Annotated in this window: 18 protein-coding genes; 6 read left to right on the top strand and 12 right to left on the bottom strand. The window is 63.9% G+C overall.

Annotated elements, in window-relative coordinates; all coding sequences use genetic code 11:
• Nucleotides 1-139: 139 nt before the first annotated feature.
• Nucleotides 140-1,948 (bottom strand): 2-isopropylmalate synthase, encoded by a 1,809-nt coding sequence (leuA, locus tag BFN03_RS16395; protein ID WP_070379898.1) that lies wholly within the window; start codon nucleotides 1,946-1,948, stop codon nucleotides 140-142.
• 205 nt (nucleotides 1,949-2,153) lie between these two features.
• On the opposite strand from leuA, the gene BFN03_RS16390 reads away from it, so the two are divergent.
• Nucleotides 2,154-3,167: a hypothetical protein gene (locus BFN03_RS16390; RefSeq protein ID WP_070379897.1), complete on the top strand. Its 1,014-nt coding sequence runs from the start codon at nucleotides 2,154-2,156 to the stop codon at nucleotides 3,165-3,167.
• A 1-nt stretch (nucleotide 3,168) separates the two neighbouring features.
• Complete coding sequence (locus BFN03_RS16385; RefSeq protein WP_070379896.1) at nucleotides 3,169-3,519, top strand: hypothetical protein; 351 nt, start codon at nucleotides 3,169-3,171, stop codon at nucleotides 3,517-3,519.
• 39 nt (nucleotides 3,520-3,558) lie between these two features.
• On the opposite strand, the gene BFN03_RS16380 is transcribed toward BFN03_RS16385, so the two are convergent.
• The gene (locus BFN03_RS16380) at nucleotides 3,559-4,524 is read right to left on the bottom strand and encodes a pirin family protein (RefSeq protein ID WP_070379895.1); all 966 of its coding nucleotides are present in this window, start codon (nucleotides 4,522-4,524) and stop codon (nucleotides 3,559-3,561) included.
• Nucleotides 4,525-5,454: 930 nt separating this feature from the next.
• On the opposite strand from BFN03_RS16380, the gene BFN03_RS16375 reads away from it, so the two are divergent.
• Nucleotides 5,455-5,754, top strand: coding sequence for a DUF4193 domain-containing protein (locus BFN03_RS16375; protein WP_070379894.1), 300 nt, complete (start codon nucleotides 5,455-5,457; stop codon nucleotides 5,752-5,754).
• Nucleotides 5,755-5,937: 183 nt separating this feature from the next.
• Here BFN03_RS16375 and BFN03_RS16370 read toward each other — a convergent pair whose 3' ends face one another.
• From BFN03_RS16370 to BFN03_RS16360, 3 genes are read right to left on the bottom strand one after another with little or no spacing between them, the layout of a single operon-like run.
• Entirely contained in the window at nucleotides 5,938-6,963 is a 1,026-nt protein-coding gene (locus BFN03_RS16370; protein WP_070379893.1) for a crotonase/enoyl-CoA hydratase family protein, read from the bottom strand.
• On the bottom strand, nucleotides 6,960-8,597 hold the full coding sequence (locus BFN03_RS16365; protein ID WP_070379892.1) for an acyl-CoA dehydrogenase family protein: 1,638 nt from the start codon (nucleotides 8,595-8,597) through the stop codon (nucleotides 6,960-6,962). Before BFN03_RS16365 ends, BFN03_RS16370 begins: the two co-directional genes overlap by 4 nt.
• Entirely contained in the window at nucleotides 8,594-9,271 is a 678-nt protein-coding gene (locus BFN03_RS16360) for a TetR/AcrR family transcriptional regulator (RefSeq protein WP_070379891.1), read from the bottom strand. Before BFN03_RS16360 ends, BFN03_RS16365 begins: the two co-directional genes overlap by 4 nt.
• Nucleotides 9,272-9,359: 88 nt before the next feature.
• Between BFN03_RS16360 and BFN03_RS16355 the strand changes: the two genes are divergently transcribed.
• The gene (locus BFN03_RS16355) at nucleotides 9,360-10,130 is read left to right on the top strand and encodes a crotonase/enoyl-CoA hydratase family protein (protein ID WP_070379890.1); all 771 of its coding nucleotides are present in this window, start codon (nucleotides 9,360-9,362) and stop codon (nucleotides 10,128-10,130) included.
• 21 nt (nucleotides 10,131-10,151) lie between these two features.
• Here the strand turns inward: BFN03_RS16355 and BFN03_RS16350 are convergent, their stop codons facing one another.
• From BFN03_RS16350 to BFN03_RS16335, 4 genes are read right to left on the bottom strand one after another with little or no spacing between them, the layout of a single operon-like run.
• Entirely contained in the window at nucleotides 10,152-10,811 is a 660-nt protein-coding gene (locus BFN03_RS16350) for a TIGR04282 family arsenosugar biosynthesis glycosyltransferase (protein ID WP_070379889.1), read from the bottom strand.
• Complete coding sequence (locus BFN03_RS16345; RefSeq protein WP_084385652.1) at nucleotides 10,808-11,482, bottom strand: glycosyltransferase family 2 protein; 675 nt, start codon at nucleotides 11,480-11,482, stop codon at nucleotides 10,808-10,810. Before BFN03_RS16345 ends, BFN03_RS16350 begins: the two co-directional genes overlap by 4 nt.
• A complete protein-coding gene (locus BFN03_RS16340) occupies nucleotides 11,475-12,542 on the bottom strand; it encodes an NAD-dependent epimerase/dehydratase family protein (protein WP_070379888.1) in 1,068 nt (355 codons plus the stop codon). The genes BFN03_RS16345 and BFN03_RS16340 overlap by 8 nt, the downstream gene beginning before the upstream one ends.
• The gene (locus BFN03_RS16335) at nucleotides 12,539-13,345 is read right to left on the bottom strand and encodes an S-methyl-5'-thioadenosine phosphorylase (protein ID WP_070379887.1); all 807 of its coding nucleotides are present in this window, start codon (nucleotides 13,343-13,345) and stop codon (nucleotides 12,539-12,541) included. Before BFN03_RS16335 ends, BFN03_RS16340 begins: the two co-directional genes overlap by 4 nt.
• Nucleotides 13,346-13,364: 19 nt before the next feature.
• Here BFN03_RS16335 and BFN03_RS16330 point away from each other — a divergent pair, with 19 nt between their 5' ends.
• Nucleotides 13,365-14,777: a hypothetical protein gene (locus BFN03_RS16330; RefSeq protein WP_070379886.1), complete on the top strand. Its 1,413-nt coding sequence runs from the start codon at nucleotides 13,365-13,367 to the stop codon at nucleotides 14,775-14,777.
• A 224-nt stretch (nucleotides 14,778-15,001) separates the two neighbouring features.
• Nucleotides 15,002-15,337 (top strand): WhiB family transcriptional regulator, encoded by a 336-nt coding sequence (locus BFN03_RS16325; RefSeq protein WP_070379885.1) that lies wholly within the window; start codon nucleotides 15,002-15,004, stop codon nucleotides 15,335-15,337.
• Between the two features lie 19 nt (nucleotides 15,338-15,356).
• On the opposite strand, the gene BFN03_RS16320 is transcribed toward BFN03_RS16325, so the two are convergent.
• From BFN03_RS16320 to BFN03_RS16310, 3 genes are all read right to left on the bottom strand, one after another.
• Nucleotides 15,357-15,605 (bottom strand): hypothetical protein, encoded by a 249-nt coding sequence (locus BFN03_RS16320; protein ID WP_070379884.1) that lies wholly within the window; start codon nucleotides 15,603-15,605, stop codon nucleotides 15,357-15,359.
• A 90-nt stretch (nucleotides 15,606-15,695) separates the two neighbouring features.
• Nucleotides 15,696-18,296 carry a LuxR C-terminal-related transcriptional regulator gene (locus BFN03_RS16315; protein WP_232320299.1) on the bottom strand — a complete coding sequence of 867 codons (2,601 nt, stop codon included), beginning with the start codon at nucleotides 18,294-18,296 and terminating at the stop codon, nucleotides 15,696-15,698.
• A gap of 254 nt (nucleotides 18,297-18,550) precedes the next feature.
• The gene (locus tag BFN03_RS16310; protein WP_070379883.1) at nucleotides 18,551-18,931 is read right to left on the bottom strand and encodes a winged helix-turn-helix transcriptional regulator; all 381 of its coding nucleotides are present in this window, start codon (nucleotides 18,929-18,931) and stop codon (nucleotides 18,551-18,553) included.
• Nucleotides 18,932-18,954: the final 23 nt, after the last annotated feature.

The raw sequence follows: 18,954 nt of genomic DNA, 5'->3' as shown, positions 1-18,954 counted from the left end.
ACTACATGTAACCCGTTGTTACGGTGCCTGTTTCATCCGAATTGAAAAAACACCGGAGAGTCGGCGATCCTGCGCTCGATACGACGCTGCCGCAGGTGCGCTTGGTGCGTACCTACGGCAGCGAGGGTGTAGTCGAGGGTCAGTATGCCCGATTGACCGCCGAAACGACGGCGCGTAGCGAGGCAGTGGTAATCGAGGTCGCGATGCCTACGCCCCACACCACGTTGGTGCGGCCGTCGGGGAGCGTCACCGCGGTCTCGACGTAGGCGGCCGCCCGGGCGTCGTCGCCGGCAGACATGGCGTGCTCGGAGTAGTCGAGCACGCGCACATCGAAGTCGATCGTGGAGAGCGCGTCGACGAACGCGGCGAGTGGGCCGTTGCCGCTGCCCGAAATCTCGGCCTCCTTGCCGTCGACCTTCACGATCGCGGTGATGGAGTCGATGCCGTCGTCGGTCTCCGACGCCGTGACCTTTTGCTTCATCCGCTCGAGAGGACTGATCGGGGCCAGGTACTCCTCGTAGAAGACGTCCCACATCTCCTTCGGCGACACCTCGCCGCCCTCGCCCTCGGTGATGTGCTGAACGGCCTGGGAGAACTCGATCTGCAGGCGCCGAGGCAGGGCAAGGCCGTGATCGGCCTTCATGATGTAGGCGACGCCGCCCTTGCCCGACTGTGAGTTGACGCGGATGACGGCCTCGTAAGTCCGGCCCACGTCCTTGGGATCGATCGGCAGGTACGGGACCGCCCACAGGATGTTGTCGACGTCGGAGTCCTGGGAATCGGCGTCGAACTTCATCGCGTCGAGTCCCTTGTTGATCGCATCCTGGTGGCTGCCGGAGAACGCGGTGTAGACGAGGTCGCCGCCGTAGGGGTGGCGCTCGTGGACCGGCAGTTGGTTGCAGTACTCAACGGTGCGGCGGATCTCGTCGATGTTCGAGAAATCGATCTGCGGGTCGACACCGCGGGTGAACATGTTGAGTCCGAGGGTCACCAGGCAAACGTTTCCGGTGCGCTCACCGTTGCCGAAGAGGCAGCCCTCGATGCGGTCTGCGCCCGCCTGGTAGCCCAGCTCTGCCGCGGCCACACCCGTACCGCGGTCGTTGTGCGGGTGCAGCGACAGGATGACCGAGTCGCGGCGGGCCAGGTTGCGGTGCATCCACTCGATGGAGTCGGCGTACACGTTCGGCGTCGCCATCTCGACGGTGGCCGGCAGGTTCAAGATCACCGGGTTCTCAGGGGTGGCCTGCAGCACCTCGGTGACGGCGTCGCACACCTGTTTGGCGTACTCGAGTTCCGTGCCGGTGTACGACTCGGGGGAGTACTCCCAGCGCCACTGTGTGTCCGGGTACTTCTTCGCCTCTTCGAGGACCAGGGATGCCGCGTCGGTTGCGATCTTCGTGATCACGTCGCGCTCGGCCTTGAACACCACCCTCCGCTGCAGGATGGATGTGGAGTTGTAGAAGTGGACGATCACCTTGTTCGCGCCCTCGCAGGCTTCGAATGTGCGCTTGATCAGTTCCGGGCGGGACTGCGTGAGCACCTGGATGGTGACGTCGTCCGGGATCGCTCCGTCTTCGATGATCTCGCGGACGAAGTCGAAGTCCGTCTGGCTGGCGGACGGGAAGCCGACCTCGATCTCCTTGTAGCCCATCCGCACAAGCAGTTCGAACATGCGCCGCTTGCGGGCGGGGCTCATCGGATCGATCAGAGCCTGGTTGCCGTCACGGAGGTCGACGGCGCACCACTGCGGGGCGCGGTCGATGACCTTGTCGGGCCACGTGCGGTCCGGCAGCGAGACCGGTTCCACTTCCTCGGAGAAGGGACGGTAGCGGAACGTCGGCATCGACGAATTCTTCTGGGTGTTCCACACCGGTTGGTCGGCGGGAGCTGGTTTGGAAGGCGGCGTGATGGTGCGCGATCCGGAAGTAAAGGCGTCAGCGGGGGACATGGGATTGATCTCCAGGTTTGGGGTGGACCTTGTGAGTCCAGCGACTATGTCGACCGGCGCACGCAAAACCCCGCGACGGGAGGCCAGTCTGGATCAGACCCCGTCGCGGCAACCGAGGAGGAGTGCGCGCTGCATACTCAGCACTTTACCCCGGGCGTAGCGGAAAGCGTGGCAGGGTGTGGAGTGCGTGCGGGAGGGATTGCGGATGGGACGCAGGAAGGTGGCGGCATCACCGCTGTTGGCCAGTGCTTTTGCAGTGCTCCTCGCGTCCTGTGGGGTCGCGGTTGACGGTGCGCCGCAGGTCGCGGGTGAACTGGTCTACGGCCAACCGGTGAGCGCTTTCGTTCGTGGGGAACTGGCCGTTGCACAGGCGGCGCGCGACATCGAACCGTGTGGACTTCTCGATGCGGAATTGGTCGCCTCGTTCGGTGAGCTCACCGCGTATGGACCGGTCGGCGATCTCTCCACCTGTCACGCCGAACTGGTTCCTTTCCATGGCAGGGCCGCCGACCCGGCGTGGGTAGAGGTGACCGTGGGAGAGCGTGAACCATCGGAGCAAACCGGCGCCCGCGAGACGATGTCGGGACTCGAGGTTCGCCCCGCTGTCGGGTCCGTGCCGGGAACGTGCACGCTCTACTTCCGTTTGCCCGCGGTAGCTACTCAGGCGGCGGTCGCGGGGCGCTGGGGACACGTGTCGTACCTCGACGGCGCCGGGAGATTGGGGGATTCTCCTGCGGGCGACGACTGTGCGGAGGCCCGCACCGTGGCCGGATCGGTAGCGGGCAAGCTCCACTCTCCGGAGTCGATGGGTCCGGGAATTCCCCTGGCACAGCAGGATCCATGTGCAGTAGTCGAGAAGCTGTCCGACCGGGGGGTCGAGGTGTTCCTGCCGGGCGCGCGCCCCTACGAATGCCATATCACTCTCCGTGGCGGTGACCGGGCGTCTGTCCGGCTCGCCTTGTCCCCCGAGCGTCCTCGCGCCGGTGGACCCGAACTGGTCGAGCTCGACGGGAAGGAATTTGCTCACTTCCGGGACTCGTTCGACTGCCACTACTACTTCTATCCAGGTGGGGTGCTCGACACCGAGGCGCCGTCGAGCCCCCCGAGCGAACACGGCAGACCCGGCAATCGATTGACGGCGTCCGTGGCTGCGTCGGCGCCTAGCTGCGATGATGCGCAAACCCTGGTGCTCGAGTCTTTCGAGATGTTCGACTACTGAGATGGACGATCAGGTCGATGTCGCACGGGCCTACCTCGATGCGCTGCTGAGTCGCAACGGTAACTCGGTGCCGATCGAGCCACGCGCAGTCCGCTACGAGGCCGGGATCAAGACGGCGTTCTCCGGGGATCACTTGCGCCGAAGTCTTTCCGGTGGGCCCCAGTACCGATTGATCCGGGTTATTCGGGACTGCACATGGTCGGTGGAGGGCGATGACGTCACCGCCGACTACCTCCTCGACGCCGGACTGTTCGGCCGCACCCTCGCCACAGTGCGGGTAGTCGAGACGTTCCGAATCCCGCGCAGCGACCTGCGGATCCATCGCATCGACGCGAGGATCCGCCGCCGCTGAGTTCTTCCGGAACCGGTTGCGGGCTGTGCCGGCCTTGCGTCAGTCGAGCGACTCGTGTGCGGCGGGAACTGATCCCAACCGCCCGGCTTGGAAGTCGTCGAACGCCTGCAGCACCTCGGCCCGGGTGTTCATGACGAACGGTCCGGCCATTGCGATGGGTTCACGGATCGGTTTGCCTCCGAGGAAGTACACCTCGAGGGACTTGGTTCTCGAGTCCTGGGTATCGGTCGCGGAGATCGTGATGGTGTCACCACGGCCGTAGACGACCGTCTGACCCATGCGAATCGGCCTGCGCTCGGAACCGGCGAGGCCATCGCCGGCGAGGACATACGCCAGCGCATTGAATTCAGGGTTCCACGGCAGCGTCAGGCTCGCGCCCGGGGCAATCGTCGCGTGGACGAGGCTGATGGGCGTATAGGTCGAGCCCGGGCCGTGGTGCCCGGCTACCTCGCCCGCGATGACACGAACGAGCGCGCCCCCGTCCGGTGAAGACAGTAGAGCCACCTTCCGGCCGGTGATGTCTTGATAGCGGGGCGCGGCCATCTTGTTCTCGCGCGGCAGGTTGACCCACAACTGGACTCCATGGAACAGGCCGCCGCTCAATACGAGGTGCTCGGGCGGAGCCTCGATGTGAAGGATGCCACCACCTGCGGTCATCCACTGGGTGTCTCCGCCACCTATAGTGCCGCCACCGCCGCTGGAGTCGTGGTGCTCCATGATTCCCTCGATCATGTACGTGACGGTCTCGAAGCCGCGATGCGGATGCCAGGCCGTTCCCTTGGGCTCACCGGGTGCGTAGTCGACTTCGCCCATCTGGTCCATGTGGACGAAGGGGTCCAGCGCCGCCAGATCGATGCCGGCGAAGGCGCGGCGAACGGGGAAGCCTTCGCCCTCATATCCGGTCGGGGCCGTGGTCAGGGAACGAACCGGGCGGTCGACGGCGCGCGGTGCGGGCGCGTCGATGCGCGGCAAGGCAAGGATATTTTCCACCGTTATGGCAGGCATATGACGTCTCCTCATATGATTGATCATTCAACTACCTGTGGGTATCAACGCTCCCTGCGGAGATCTATTCCCGATGGACTCAGCGGCACCCGCTGCCGGTTCGGGTACGTACTCGCCGAAGCCCTGCTCATCTCGTCGTTCCGCGATTGTGTCCCACTTTCCTTCAGTCGGTCCACGGTCCATGGTTCACGACACTGTTGTACTTGCCTAACCTGCAACGGTTTTCAGTTTTCGGCCGGAATCAGACATTTTCTATGCGTACGAATATCCGACCTACCCAACTGATAAGCGAATTCCTCGTCCCGATAATTCAACTGGGCCTTGTTGTCAGACTTTCGATTCGCACCAAATTGTGGAAATGCTGGATTGGATTGTTTGGAAAACAATAGAAAGTAATTAACTTCAATTCGACTATCGCGAAGCGGCTACCGTCTCGAGGGGTGGAATGGGAAGTTGGACCGTTCCGCTAAGCGGAACCATCTTTGTGGGGCTGGAGCGGGCGTCGGCGCGCTGAGGCGTGAGGGGCGGAGCGGGGTCCAGGGTGAGTCACGTCTCAGATGTCCGAAGCGTCCGTGATGTCGCCGGTACGACCACCGCATCGAGCGAAATCCGGACCCCCGAGTTGCACAAAAGTGAGGCTTCCCTATAGTGGAGCGTCGGTTGCGTACCAGCAGTCGGAACGATGATCGGATCCCGGGAGCTAGATCCTCTACTTTGGTAATGGCCGTCCGTCACCGTCTGAACGACCTTCCGGGTCGAGTGATTGAGATGGGTCCGGAACGGGCATTCCATGTCCCCGAAAGATGGCCTCGAAAGATCGTGTAGCCGTCCCGGGAACAAAATGCAGGATCGGCTCGTTGTCTAGCAACCGCGCCCAACAACAAAAGAAATTTCACCCAACTAAGAACCCTGAGCCTACGGGAGGAAGTCATGCCAACCGACTACGACGCACCACGGGTTACCGTCGACGACGAACTCGCCGCGGACTCGCTCGAAGAACTGAAGACGCGGAGGAGCGACTCACAGTCTTCCGTCGTCGATGTCGAGGAGACTGACACGGCGGAGTCGTTCGAACTGCCCGGCGCAGACCTGTCCGGTGAAGAACTCACCGTTCGTGTCATGCCCAAGCAGGATGACGAATTCACCTGTAGTAGTTGCTTTCTAGTGCATCACCGTTCGCGCCTCGCCTCGGAGGCGGGCGGCCAGCTGATCTGCCGCGATTGCGCCTAGGCGATTTGCGTGGCTGATGTCAGCCGAACGTTCGGTGATGCGGCCACACTCGAGGCAGTCTTCCGCGTGCCTACGTGACTTCTCGAACCGACGGCTCGAGATCCCTCGACCGAACGGTGATTAGCCGCCTGAGTAGGGGAATGCTGATCGCGTGGTGTCCGCTTCTCCTGGCTGCGGAAAGCGTCACTTCTGCTCGAACTGTTGCCGCTTGTGATCGCCGAACGGTTCGTCTCGTTCCCTGACCGCCTCGCGGAATCCGACGGTGGACGATCGCATTTGGAATGCGTGGCCCTCCCGGGTGTGCCGGGCCATACCGTCGAAGACGGTGCTGACCATTGCCGAGGTGGTGACACCTTGTGCGAGCAGCGCACTGTTCAGCGCGAGCTTGACCATCATCAGTTGGTTGATCGGCATCTGCGCTATCCGCTGGACGAGGTTCTCGGTGCGTTCGTCGAGTTCATCGAGTGGCGCAGACTCCACCGCCAGCCCCCACTCGGCCGCCTGCCGTCCGCTGATGCAGTCTCCCGTGAGGAGCAGGCGTTTGGCTCGCTGGTCGCCGAGGCGGTGCGCCCACATACCCGCCGCGGGCACTCCCCACACCCGGGTCGGGGGATAGCCGATTTTCGTGTCGGCTGCAGTGATTATCTGGTCGCAGAACAGCGCGATATCGGTGCCGCCGGCTACACAGAAGCCGTGGATCTTTGCGACCGTCGGTTTGTTCGCGTGAAGCAGACTCGCGAAGCCGCGGTTGAATCGGCTCATCATGGCGTAGTCGACCATCGGATCCCAGTTGCCGCCTGGGTCGTGATTGCGCGCCTGGACGTTAGGGTCTAGCACCGTCCCGTCCGTCGCCCGTCCGTCGCCCGAATACCCGCGGTGCTCGGCGAAGACATTCAGGTCGTATCCGCCGCAGAATCCCTTTCCGCGGCCCGACAGCAGGATTACGTGGACCCGAGGATCGAGGTCGGCCTGCTCGACGGTGTCGGCGATCTCGAAAGGGGTATCGGCGGTGATCGCGTTGCCGTGTTCCGGTCGATTGAACGTGATCCGGGCGATGCGTCCGGTCACCTGGTATGTGAGGGTCCGATACTCGGTGGCCTTTTCGTCGCGGTCGGGTGTCGGGCTTGCGAACAGGGAGTCTCCGCCCTCGCCCCAGCCTTCGCGCCATGCGGCGGGCCGGGTGCCGGACTGGTTGTCGTAGTCGGTCATAATCCCACCTTCGGGGTTGTGCGGTCGATGATTGCGGCGGTGTCTACACCGGTCGGCAGCGTACCGAAGACGCTGCCCCAGTCCCCGGACAGACGGCTGGCGCAGAAAGCGTCCGCGACCGCCGGGTGTCCGTGGCGGATGAGTAGAGACCCCTGCAACGCGAGCGCCATGTCGCCGACCACGCGTCGGGCCCGGTGTTCGAGGGTTTCGGGGTCGCCGAAAGCCGTCTTCAGATTCTCGACCGCAGCGTCCAACCGGGAGTCGACGCCCGCGGCCGTGCCGAGTTCGTCGAAGAATACTTGCAGCGATTCCGGCTGTTTTGCCACCGCACGCAGGGTGTCGAGTGCTGCGACGTTGCCGGAGCCCTCCCATATCGACAGCAGCGGGGCTTCCCTGTACAGCCGCGGCATGCGCGAGTCTTCCACGTACCCGTTTCCACCCAGACATTCCAGTGCCTCGGCGGCGTGGATCGGTCCGCGTTTGCAGACGAAGTACTTGCTGACCGCCAGTGAAATGCGGCGCAGGGCGGTGGCGTGCGCGTCGCCTGCGGTCGCACGGTCGGTGAGCGCGGCCAGCCACATCGCGACGGTTGTCGATGCCTCCGACTCGATCGCGAGGTCGGCGAGCACGTTCCGCATCAATGGCTGATCGACCAGGTGGGCGCCGAAAGCGCTGCGGTGGACGGCATGGTGGGCTGCTTGCGCGGTGCCGGCGACCATTGCGGTGGCCGTGCCGATGGTGCAGTCGAGGCGGGTCATGTTGACCATCTCGATGATGGTGGGGACACCCCGCCCCTCCTCACCGACGAGCCAGGCCACCGCTTCGTCGTATTCGACCTCGCTGCTCGCGTTCGAGTGGTTGCCGAGCTTGTCCTTGAGGCGCTGCAGGTGCATTCGGTTCCGGGTGCCGTCCGGCAGGATGCGAGGCAGGAAGAAGCATGACAGTCCACCGGGTGCCTGGGCGAGGACGAGGAAGATGTCCGACATCGGAGCCGAGGTGAACCACTTGTGCCCGGTCAGCAGGTAGCTGCCGTCGGACTGCGGAACGGCGCGGGTGGTGCCCGCGCGCACATCGGACCCGCCCTGCTTCTCCGTCATGGACATCCCGGCGATCAGCCCGGCCTTCTCGTGCGCCGGTCGCAGTGTCGGATCGTAGATTCTGGTGGTCAACAGCGGCTCGTACTGCTGCGCCAATTCGGGGTTGTGCCGCAGTGCCGGGACCACGGCGTAGGTCATGGAGATCGGACAGGTGTGCCCGGCGTCGACACGGCCCCACACCGACATCTTCGCGGCCCGCACCAGGTGGGCGTGCGAGTTCGGGTCCGCCCAGGGGGCGCCGTGCAACCCCATCTCGACGGCCGTCGTCATCAGCGTGTGATAGGCGGGGTCGTACTCCACCTCGTCGATGCGGTGCCCGTAGCGGTCGTGTGTGCGCAGGATCGGAGGGTGCGCTTCGGCTAGGTCGCCGAGTCGCTGCGCTTCCTCGCTGCCTGCGAGTCGCCCGACGTCGTGTACCTCGTCGAGCGATTCATGAGCGCCCTCCCGCTGCAACGCGTCGAGAAGAGGCGGGTAGTCGGCGGCGTCGAAGTTGGTCAGCGGAGGAACTTGGTTGAAGACCTCATGTGTGGCAGTCATTCGGGGCTCCCGAGAGATCGAAGCGTAAAAGTGAGAAGAGCGGGGATGATCGCGCCGTCGGGCGACCCCCTGGGGTCACCGACTCCGTTTCCTTTGGAGTCTCCGACTCCGATTCCTTTGGAGTCTCCGACTCCGCGCGCCAGGGGCAGGACAAGCGCCTCGCCGATGGCGCCGACGATGCAGGCCGCGGTCAAGGAGGCGTCCTGTTCCGGAATCTCTCCGGACTCGATGGCAGCCTCGATCGTGGCAGCGAACGCATCCCGGAACGACTCCCGGAACAGCAGGCGTTGGGTGTCGACCTGCGGGTCCACTGGTTCTACGAGCAGGGCGTATGCAAGCGTCGGTGCGCGCAGCGCCCGCTCGGCAAAGGTGCGGACCGATGCGGAGACTGCTGCCACGTAGCTGCCCTCGATGTTGCGGGCGGTATTTCCGGCCTCGACGGCGGCGCTCACCTCCCGGCTGCAGACGATGCGGAAGACCTCCGTGAAGAGTTCGCCCTTGTTCGTGAAGTGCCGATACACCGTGCCGGTGCCCACGCCGGCTTCTGCCGCGACAGCCGAGATCGAGCACCCACCGTATCCGTGGCGGGAGATCAGCCCGATCGCAGAATCGACCAGCGTGGTGCGAAGTGCGTCCAATCGTTCCTGGACCGCGGGTGTGCGCCGGTAGGCCATATGAAGAAGTGAACACCCGTTCCGTTCTTGCGTCAAGGGTGGCCGAGTGGTGCTAGCGTCGCCGTACCAGCGAGGAAAGGCGAATTCCATGACTCCGGATCTCGTACTCGTCCGCAAGGACGGCCCGGTGACGACGATCAGCCTCAACCGACCCGAGGTGCGCAACGCGGTGGACCGGCCCACCGCCGAGGCGCTCGCCGATGCCTTCCGCGCTTTCGACGCCGACGCGGATGCATCTGTGGCGGTCCTGCACGGTGAGGGTGGAACGTTCTGCGCCGGTGCAGATTTGAAGGCGATTGGCTCGGAAACAGGGAACCGGGTCGCGCCCGACGGGGATGCGCCGATGGGTATCTCTCGGATGCGATTGAGCAAACCCGTCATCGCCGCGATCGAGGGACACGCCGTGGCCGGTGGGTTGGAGTTGGCGCTGTGGGCTGACCTGCGAGTTGCCGATCAGGACGCCATCCTGGGGGTGTTCTGTAGACGCTGGGGCGTTCCTCTCATAGATGGTGGGACTGTTCGCCTGCCCCGCCTGATCGGTGAGGGCCGCGCGATGGATCTCGTCCTGACCGGGCGCCCGGTAGATGCCGACGAAGCCCTGAGTATGGGGCTGATCAACCGGAAAGTCGAGGCGGGCAGTGCAATCGCGGCAGCCCAGGAGTTGGCCCGGGAGATCGCTGCCTTTCCGCAGGTATGCATGAGGCAGGATCGATTGTCGCTGCTCGAGCAGGCCGGACTTACCGAGGATCATGCCCTCATGAACGAATTTCGACGCGGCACAATCTCTCTGGCCAACGGGACACTCGAGGGGGCTGCACGGTTCGCCGCGGGAGCGGGTAGGCACGGCGAGTTCGGGTAACCGGCAGCAGCCCGTGCGAGCTCAACAGCCACTCACGGCACGAAACCGACTGGACGCCGAGCACAGAGCCGCGACCGGTGCGACATCGGCCGCGTAGTCGATGTCGCGGAGCATCGGCAGGTCCACGACCTCCATCCCGCTCGCGACAAGGGCATCTCGGGTGAGTCGGCCCGTGTCCGGACGGGACATCGGAACGGAAAGTATCGCCTCCGCTGCCGCCGCGTCCGGCACGCCGAGGACCCACCAGCCACCGTCTTCGGCCGGTCCCAGGACGCACTGCTCGTTCCGGGTCAGGGTCGCCGCCGATTCCTCGAGAAGTGCCGCGCTCACCTGTGGGGTGTCCATCCCGATTTGAAGGATTGGCACGCCGAACATTGCGTATGCGTCGGCGTGTGCGTTCACCAGGCGCTCCGCGAGGCCGTCACCACGTTGCGATATCACGGTGAAACCGCCCAGCGCCGCCGAGATGTCTCCGTTTCCGACTGCCTTGTCGAGATCGCCGGTCATTGCGACGACTCGATGCATGACATCTGCTGCCTCGACGGCGGCGAGGGTGTCGAGCAGCGAAGCCGCCGCGAGCTCGGCGGCTCGGACGTCGCCCATCTCCGATGCCAGCCTGGTCTTCGCAAAACCTGGGACAGGCGCCTTTGCGACGACGAGGACCACTACGTCGAGGGTCACGCGATCACCTTCCAGAAGTCGTGCAGGGCAACGATCGTCCCCTTCAGCGAACCTGACACCTTCGAGCTTCCCGCGGTGCGAGGGCGGTAGGTGATGTCGTGCTCGACGACCCGCCAATGCGCACGTCCGGCGAGGACGAGAAGTTGCAGCGGATACCCGGACCTTCGGTCGTCGACATGCAGGTCGAGTAGGTCCTGACGGCGCACGGCTCTCATCGCACCGAGATCGTGGACCGGCAGTCCGTATCGACGCCGAAGCCGAGCGGCGAGGACGGCATTGCCGAGTCTGCTGTAGAGCGGCCACGCTCCGCGGCGATCTGCCCTGCGGCGTCCCACCGCAAGGTCGGCGCCCGAGTCCAATGAGGCAACGAGTCGCGGAAGTTCACCCGCGTTCATCGATCCGTCGCCGTCCAGTACGCAGACCACGGAAGTTCGTGCGGCAAGTACCCCCGCGTGAACGGCGGAACCGTATCCCGGGATCTGCTCACGTATCACCGACGCGCCGTGGGCGCGGGCGACGTCTGCGGTGTCGTCGGTGGAGTTGTTGTCCACGACCACTGTCCGGTATCCGTCGGGAATCGCTGCCAGTACTCCGGGTAGGGAACCGGCCTCGTTCATACAGGGGATGACGACGGTGACGTCGGGTGCGGCGGTCGGTGTTCGCTCAGACACGAGGCGGCCCTGCCGGTGTCGCCGACCTCAGGGGTGCGTGCGCGAACGCCGCGAGACCCGTTTCCGGCGGTATCTGTGCACGGAATCCGAGCACTTCGCCGGCCAGCTCAGGGCTTGCGACGATATGCCTCACATCGCCGGGGCGGTACTCGCCGGTGACGACGGGTTCGGGGCCTTCGCAGGCCTGCGCAAGAGTTGCTGCCACCTCTCCGATCGAGATCGGTCGTCCCGAGCAGACGTTGAACACCGAGAATCCGGTAAGTGCGGCCTCGATGGCCGCCACGTTTGCCGAGGCGACATCGTGGACGTGCACGAAGTCGCGCATTTGCCGGCCGTCCTCGAATACGCGCGGTGGTTCACCGGCTTCGAGGGACGAGCGGAACATCGCCGCCACACCGGAGTAGGGCGTTCCTCGCGGCATGTGCTCGCCGTACACGTTGTGATAGCGCAGGGCGGTCACGCTTCCACCGGTAGCCAACGACCAGGCGAGGGCGTAGTTTTCCTGTGCGACCTTACTCGCGGCGTACAGGCTCCGCGGCCGCAGCGGTGAATCCTCCTCGACGAGTTCCCAATCGAGTGCCTCACCGCTGGCCGGGTCGGTGGTGTCGAAGTTGCCCGCCGCGAGGTCCTCGGGCCGGCGCGGCGCAGGGAGCACGGTCTCTCCGCGGGCATTGCGGTACCGTCCGTCGCCGTAGACGACCATCGACGATGCCAGTACCAAACGGTGACAGCCCGTTTCGTGCATCGCCGCGAGCACTGTCGCGTTTCCGAGATCGTTGTGGCTGGCATATGCGGGGGCGTCGCTCGGGTTCACTCCCGCCCCGACGACGGCGGCCTGATGACACACCACGTCGACACCGCTGAGTAACTCCTTCAAGGTGGTCAGGTCGCGGACATCCACCCGCCGAACGCTTTCCGGTTCCTCGGACTCTGTTCCGTGGGCGGACGGGAGCAGTGCATCCACGGCCACGACGTCGTGACCTCGACTGGACAGGAGCGTGTGAACATGGCTGCCGATGAATCCGGCAGCACCCGTCAGTAGTATCCGGGTCGGAGTCATGGAAGTTCGAATGGGAGGGTCACTCCCTCGTGGACTCGACAAGTATCGCAGGCGGCCGCGGGTGCGGCGGCGATCGCTGAACGTACCAGTGCCTTCAATGATTCGAGATTGCGGTCGACCTCGGCAAGAACATCCGCGGCTCGCACGCCTTCACCCACCTCGATCCCCGCGTCCAGATCGGTGACCAGTGCGATGGCTGCGTAACACATCTCGAGCTCGCGTGCGAGGACAGCCTCGGGGTGGCCTGTCATATTCACCAGGCTCCAGCCCTGCCGAGCGAACCACAAGCTCTCCGCCCGGGTCGAAAACCGAGGTCCCTCAATCACCACGAGTACGCCGCCGTCGACCGTCCCCGGCTGCAATGCCGCCTTGCGGAGAACGGGACAGAACGGGTCGGCGAACTGGACGTGCACGGTGCCGGTATCGAAGTAGGTCTGTTTGCGGCCGCTCGTGCGGTCGACAAGTTGGTCGGGTATCACCATCGAGCCGTGCAGAAGCTCAGTGGTGAGGCTGCCAGTTGTGGAGGGGGCGAACACCTGACGCACCCCGAGCACGCGCAGTGCCCACATGTTTGCGCGATAGGGGATTGTGTGCGGGGCGAATTCGTGGTGAACGCCGTGTCGCGGCAAGAAAGCCACCCTCTTGCCCTCGACTTCGTCAACCGTGATCGGTGCAGTGGGACTCCCATACGGGGTGTCGATCGTGATCTCGGCGGCGTTCTCGTCGAAGAACGAGTAGAAGCCGCTTCCACCGATGACGGCGATATCCGCGGTTGGCAGGTGAGACACGGAGTGTTCGACCATGAGGTCATCTTTCCTCGTTATGCTGGGCGCGAGTGCGGAATTCGCCAAGGGAGATGACGTCATCCGATCTACCCAGCATGCTCGTAGGCGGAACTTTCGGTGCAGCGATGTTGTGGGTGCGGTGCTGGCTCTCGTACTCGTCGCGGTCGCGTTCGTGGTCCCGTATATGGGCAACGAGACCATCACTCCGATCATCAACCGGTCGGCGCAAACGGTCAAGGACTTCGCCGACGCAGCCCCACTCTTCGGCTTCCGCGATGTGCACGTCGGCTGGGGCACTCCGTTCGCTGTCCTCATCGCGATCGCGATGGTCTTGTGGGGCCCATCGCTGGCGCAGAGTCTGTCCTGGCGCCGGCTGGCGGTGGGCACGTATCTGATCGGCGCAGCGTGGGCGATGTCGTTGGCCATGGTGGACGGGTGGCAGCGTGGCTTCGTCGACCGGCTCACATCCAGGGACGAGTATCTGCACGAAGTGCCGGCAATCACCGATATTCCGTCGATGCTTCACGGTTTTACGCAGAGAATCCTGGACTACCAACCCGATTCGTGGACTACGCATGTCGCCGGGCACCCACCCGGTGCGGTCCTGACGTTCGTGTGGCTCGATCGGATCGGACTGAGCGGTGGGGCCTGGGCGTCCGCACTGTGTGTTGCGGTCGGGTCGAGCGCTGCGGTTGCGGTGATCGTAACGGTCCGTGCACTGGGTGACGAGGCGATGGCGCGCCGGGCCGCGCCATTCTTGGCGTTGGCGCCGGCGGTCATCTGGATCGCCGCCTCGGCTGACGCGGTCTTCACCGGCGTCGTCGCCTGGGGGATTGCGCTACTGGCTCTCTCGGCTTCCCGGAGTGTGCGGTATCCGTGGGTGGCTGCGCTCGGCGCGGGCGTGCTGCTCGGATTCGGCGTCTACCTCAGTTACGGCCTGGTGTTGATGGGCGTACTGGCCCTTGCAGTGCTGCTCGTAGCCCGGAATGCGCGACCGCTCCTCGGCGCTGTGATCGGGGCGCTGGCTGTTGCTGCGATCTTCACGGCGTACGGGTTTTGGTGGTTCGACGGATACACGCTGGTCCAGGAGCGTTACTACCAGGGCATCGCCGCGGACCGGCCGTTCGCGTACTGGGGGTGGGCGAACTTCGCGGCGCTCGTCTGTGCGGTGGGAGTCGCAGTGCCCGCCGCTGTGCCTCGTGCATTTTCCTGGTCGCGATTGCGGTCGTTGTCGCCAATCCCGGTTCTTGTGGTCGCGGCCCTCGTGATCGTGGTGATTGCGGACCTGAGCAGGTTGAGCAAGGCCGAGACCGAACGGATCTGGTTGCCCTTCGCAGTCTGGCTGCTCACCGCTCCGGCTCTCCTACCGAAGGGTAGTCACAGATTCTGGCTGGCAGCGCAGGCTGTCGGCGCGCTGGCGATCAACCACCTGCTGTTCACCAATTGGTGAAATAACCGGTGAACATCGGACTTTGTTCACCAAAAGACGTAAGTGAGGTTTGATTGGAACTCAAAGCTTCTCTACTCTCGTCAGTGGCACTCTCACTCGCCTGACTTGAAGAGGACACGAATCATGGCCCTGATGATCGGCATCGACTTCGGTGTCGCCGACCTGGTCCGGAAACGCACGCAGGAAACCCTTCTGGACGGTCTGCAGATATCCGAAGGAGTGAGATGTCCAACCGGCTGAGCCTTCCCACCCCGGTAGCGGAGGAGTGGGACTGGCAGAAAGAGGCTGCGTGCCGTGGTCGCGAGTCTTCTGTCTTCTTCCATCCCGACCGTGAACGAGGCCGAGCCCGCGAGACGCGAGATTTGCAGGCCAAGCTCGTATGCCGCGGATGCCCGGTGCTCGTACCTTGTCGAAAGCATGCGCTCAGTGTTGGTGAACCGTACGGAATCTGGGGTGGGATGTCCGCGAGTGAGCGGGTAGAGCTGCTCGATGCCCACAATGGTTCGGTCGACGACGCCGTGGCGGACTCGTTCGGGTTCGATCGGGCGCGCCACGCCTAGTTGCGCTGGTCGCGTCGTATCAGTCCGGCAGCCGGCGCATCTCGATGATGGTCAAGCCAAGCGCGTCGAAGCGGGCCAGCATGCCGCGAAGATCAGTTGGGCTGTCGACTCGGCCGTAGAGCGTGGTGTCGCCGGTCGTCACGTCCGAGACGTCCAACTCGGGGAAGGCAGCCAGTACCCGATCCGAGAGAGCTCCGGAGATCAGGAAGGTGTACCTGACGTTGCCGGGCCAGCTCGATTCGGGACGTACCACGTCGGGCTCCTTCATTCGCAGCGTACTTTCAGAACTCGGTCAGCCGTTGTTCTCAGGGTGATCGACCTGATCGATTCGTGCATCACCCGCAAGTGGTGAACCGGCTCAGAGCAATCCGCTCCGCTGCGCCGCCGCGATGGCCTCGCGGCGGGATCTGACGCCGAGTTTGCGGTATATCCCGCGTAGATGTGTCTTCACGGTGTTCACCGAGACGCACAGGTCGGCCGCGATCTGTTCTGCCGTGCGCCACGATGGAAGTTCCATCAGGAGTTCTTGTTCGCGTCGGGTCAACACATGCGGCGCCGTGTTCTGCACCGGCGGAAAGGATGCACGCAGTCGGTCCGCGAAGTGCTCGAGGACGCCGAATCGGCCGGTGCTCCGTACGAGAAGTTCTCGGATGGTTGGTCCGCTGTCGTGAAACGGGCGAAGTATGGATTCGGGCTCCGCAAGGCGCAGGGCCTCGATCACTCCGCGGTGGGCGCGTGAATCATGCTTGCGAGCATGCGCGATCGAGGCGTCCATGAGCCACGCCGCAATCAGGTTTGTTTCAGCGGTGCATTCGAGATCACCGCTCAGGACGGGTTGCAGCGTCTTGGTCGCGGCGTCGAGACGGTGAGCGTGAAGATGGACGTTGGCCTCGACTACGGCGATGTCGCCGGTCGATCCGAGGAGTGCCTGCGTTTGCGTCACCAATTCGTGCGCCCACCCAATCTCTCCCGCGGTGAGGTAAGCGTGGGCAATGCCGGGCAGCAGCACAGCCCGGATGCCGGGCGGCACGGGCAGGGAAGGGGACAGTGGACTGTGCGCGTGTAGCCATGACACCGACTTGTGTCGGTGTGTAGACGTGTCGAGACCGAACAGCGCTGCGACGCCCTCGGCGAATCGAGCGGCATCGGCCCCTGCGTGGCGCAACGCGTCGGTGTTCGTGCGACGCAACGCGTCGGCGGATTCGATGGCGATCGTCGAGGCATTGCCGTCGATCCGAACATAACGGAGCCAGGAGTCTACGAGCCGTACCAACTGGAGCATCGGATCCTTGGTCGCGGAGTGCCGGTAACCGAGCGAGAGAGCCTCGTTCGCGAAGATCGAAGTCGACGCCACGTCACCCCGCGCCATCGCCATCGCCGCGAGAGTTCCCAGGCAGTGCATGACGCTGAGCGGGGCATTGCCGAGTCTGGCGTGTGCCAGCGCCTTCGTGAGTACTTCTTCCGATTCGTCGGTCCGGCCGATGAAGAGGAGCGCACGCCCTTCCTGTAGCAGCACGAATGCATCGAGCCTGGAATCGCCGGTTGGTTCCACGCCCACGTCGCGAAGTCGGTTCAGCGCATCGTCGATGTCACCATCGGAAATGGAGGCTTGGACGCGGAGTGATTCACGGAGCAGTAGGTGTAGTTGGGGTTCGGTGACCCCATCAACCAACATTCCCGACGGGTCGCGGTCGAGGAGATCGAGAATCGACTTGGCAACCGGAATATTACCTGCGGCCAGTGCCGCTGCCGCGCCGATCAACCGTGCCGCCGGATGATTCTGCGACGAGCGGGGTGCACGGGCGAGAAGCCGATCCGCAGCCTTCCCGTGGCCCTCCACGATCAGGGAGGGAGAACAGCGGTTGAGGAGCGTGACGATCTCGCTGTGGTCGCCTGAGTTCACCGCATGCTCGAGAGCGAGCAGGGAGTCGCCGAACTCCGCATGCCAGCGGGCTACCGCCAATTCGAGGCGTTCGACCTCTAGGTGGCCGATTCGGCTGATCTCCGCTCGAAGATAGCTCCGCAGCAGAGGATGGTAGCGGTACCGGGTCGGGGAGTCGGCGATTCGACTGATCAGGAAATTGTGATGTTCGAGCCAGTCCGCTTTGGCGTGCGCATCCGTGTAGCCGGTGAGCTTCTCCGCGAGTTCGACGGTGAAGGAGGCGGGCACCGAAGTGCGCAGTAGAAACTCGCGCATGTCGTCGGTCTGGCCGGAGAGGACTTCCTCGATGAGATAGTCGGCCACTGCTCGACGGTCCCCGGTGAACTCGGCAATGAGACGGCTCGGATCTCGATGTCCTTCCAAAGACATTCCTGCCAAACGTATTCCGGCCGCCCAGCCTTCGGTGCGATCCATGAGAGACTCGAGATCGTCCACGCTGAGTTCTACGTCGTGTTCGGCGAGCATCTCGGAGGCCTCGTCGGGTATGAAGGCGAGATCTCGAGCTGTGATCGTGAAAAGCTTGCCGTCCAAGCGAAGTCGCTGCAATGCCAGCGGTGGTTCGAAACGCCCGCAGACGATCGTTCGAAGCATGGGAGGTTGCCAACGCATGAATGCCTCTAGATCAGCGAGAACATCGGTATCGAGCAGTAGGTGGGCGTCGTCGATCACTATCCAAATGCTCTCGGCCAATTCGTTCATCGCTGTCGACAACTGTGGGCCGAAATCGGTTGAGGTGGGATCGAGTTCCGCGCACGACTGCTGAAGCCGAGGATTTCCGGTCTCGGCGAGAGAATGCAGAATCGCCCGGTAGAAGGCGACGCGATCGTTCAACCTCTCCTCGATCGTGAGCCAGGCGATCGTGGGAGCAGGCTCGGCGGCGAGTGCTTCTTGCGCCCAATCGGCCACAGCGCGCGTCTTGCCCGACCCGGCCGGCGCACAGACCAACGCAACCGAATAATCGTGGGCGTCGTCGGTAAGGGCTTTGGTGAGCGAAGTGTGCAGGCGGGTGCGGGTCACTGTCCGCCCCCCGGCGCCGGAAGGTATTCGAGTGCTTCGATGAAACTCGCCGATATGTACTTCCGTCACGCAGACCCCCAATTCTCGCTGGACCGAGAAACGATCTTCCACATGCACCGATTGCCGACCTGGACGGTCGGTACGGCTGATGTTAGCGAGCGTGGCGGGGTTACGCGGGTGAACGTGTCAGTGCGAAGCCAGCGGCACCGGCCATCCTAGTCGCCGAATAGCTGCCCTTCTGCGTGTTTGCCAACCTACTCGGCCGATTCGGCGTCGAAGCGTGTGCGTGCGTCCTCGATTTCGGGAAAGTGTTCCTCGGCCCAGGCAAGGAGGACGTCGACCGGGTGGCGAAGGGTCTTACCCAGAGGAGTGATCGTGTACTCGACGGCAACCGGCCGGGAGCTTAGAAGTTCGCGTCTGATGATGCCGTTGCGTTCGAGTCGACGCAGCGTGGCCGTGAGTGATTTCTGTGTCACAGCGGGGATCGCGCGGCGCAGATCGTTGAAGCGGTTGGGGCGCTCGCACAGTTCGTTGAGCACTGCCAACGACCACTTATCGAGGATCTGGTCAAGCAGTTCTCGATGAGGCGGGGTGATCGAGAGTTCGTGGGGACTGGCTTCGGGAGTATCGCTCACGCTACCTGGTTTCGTTGAAGTTA

The sequence above is a fragment of the Rhodococcus sp. WMMA185 genome, from assembly GCF_001767395.1.
Lineage (GTDB): Bacteria > Actinomycetota > Actinomycetes > Mycobacteriales > Mycobacteriaceae > Rhodococcus_F.
Note: the sequence above shows the minus strand (reverse complement) of the source record. Positions and strands in the feature narration are given on the sequence as shown.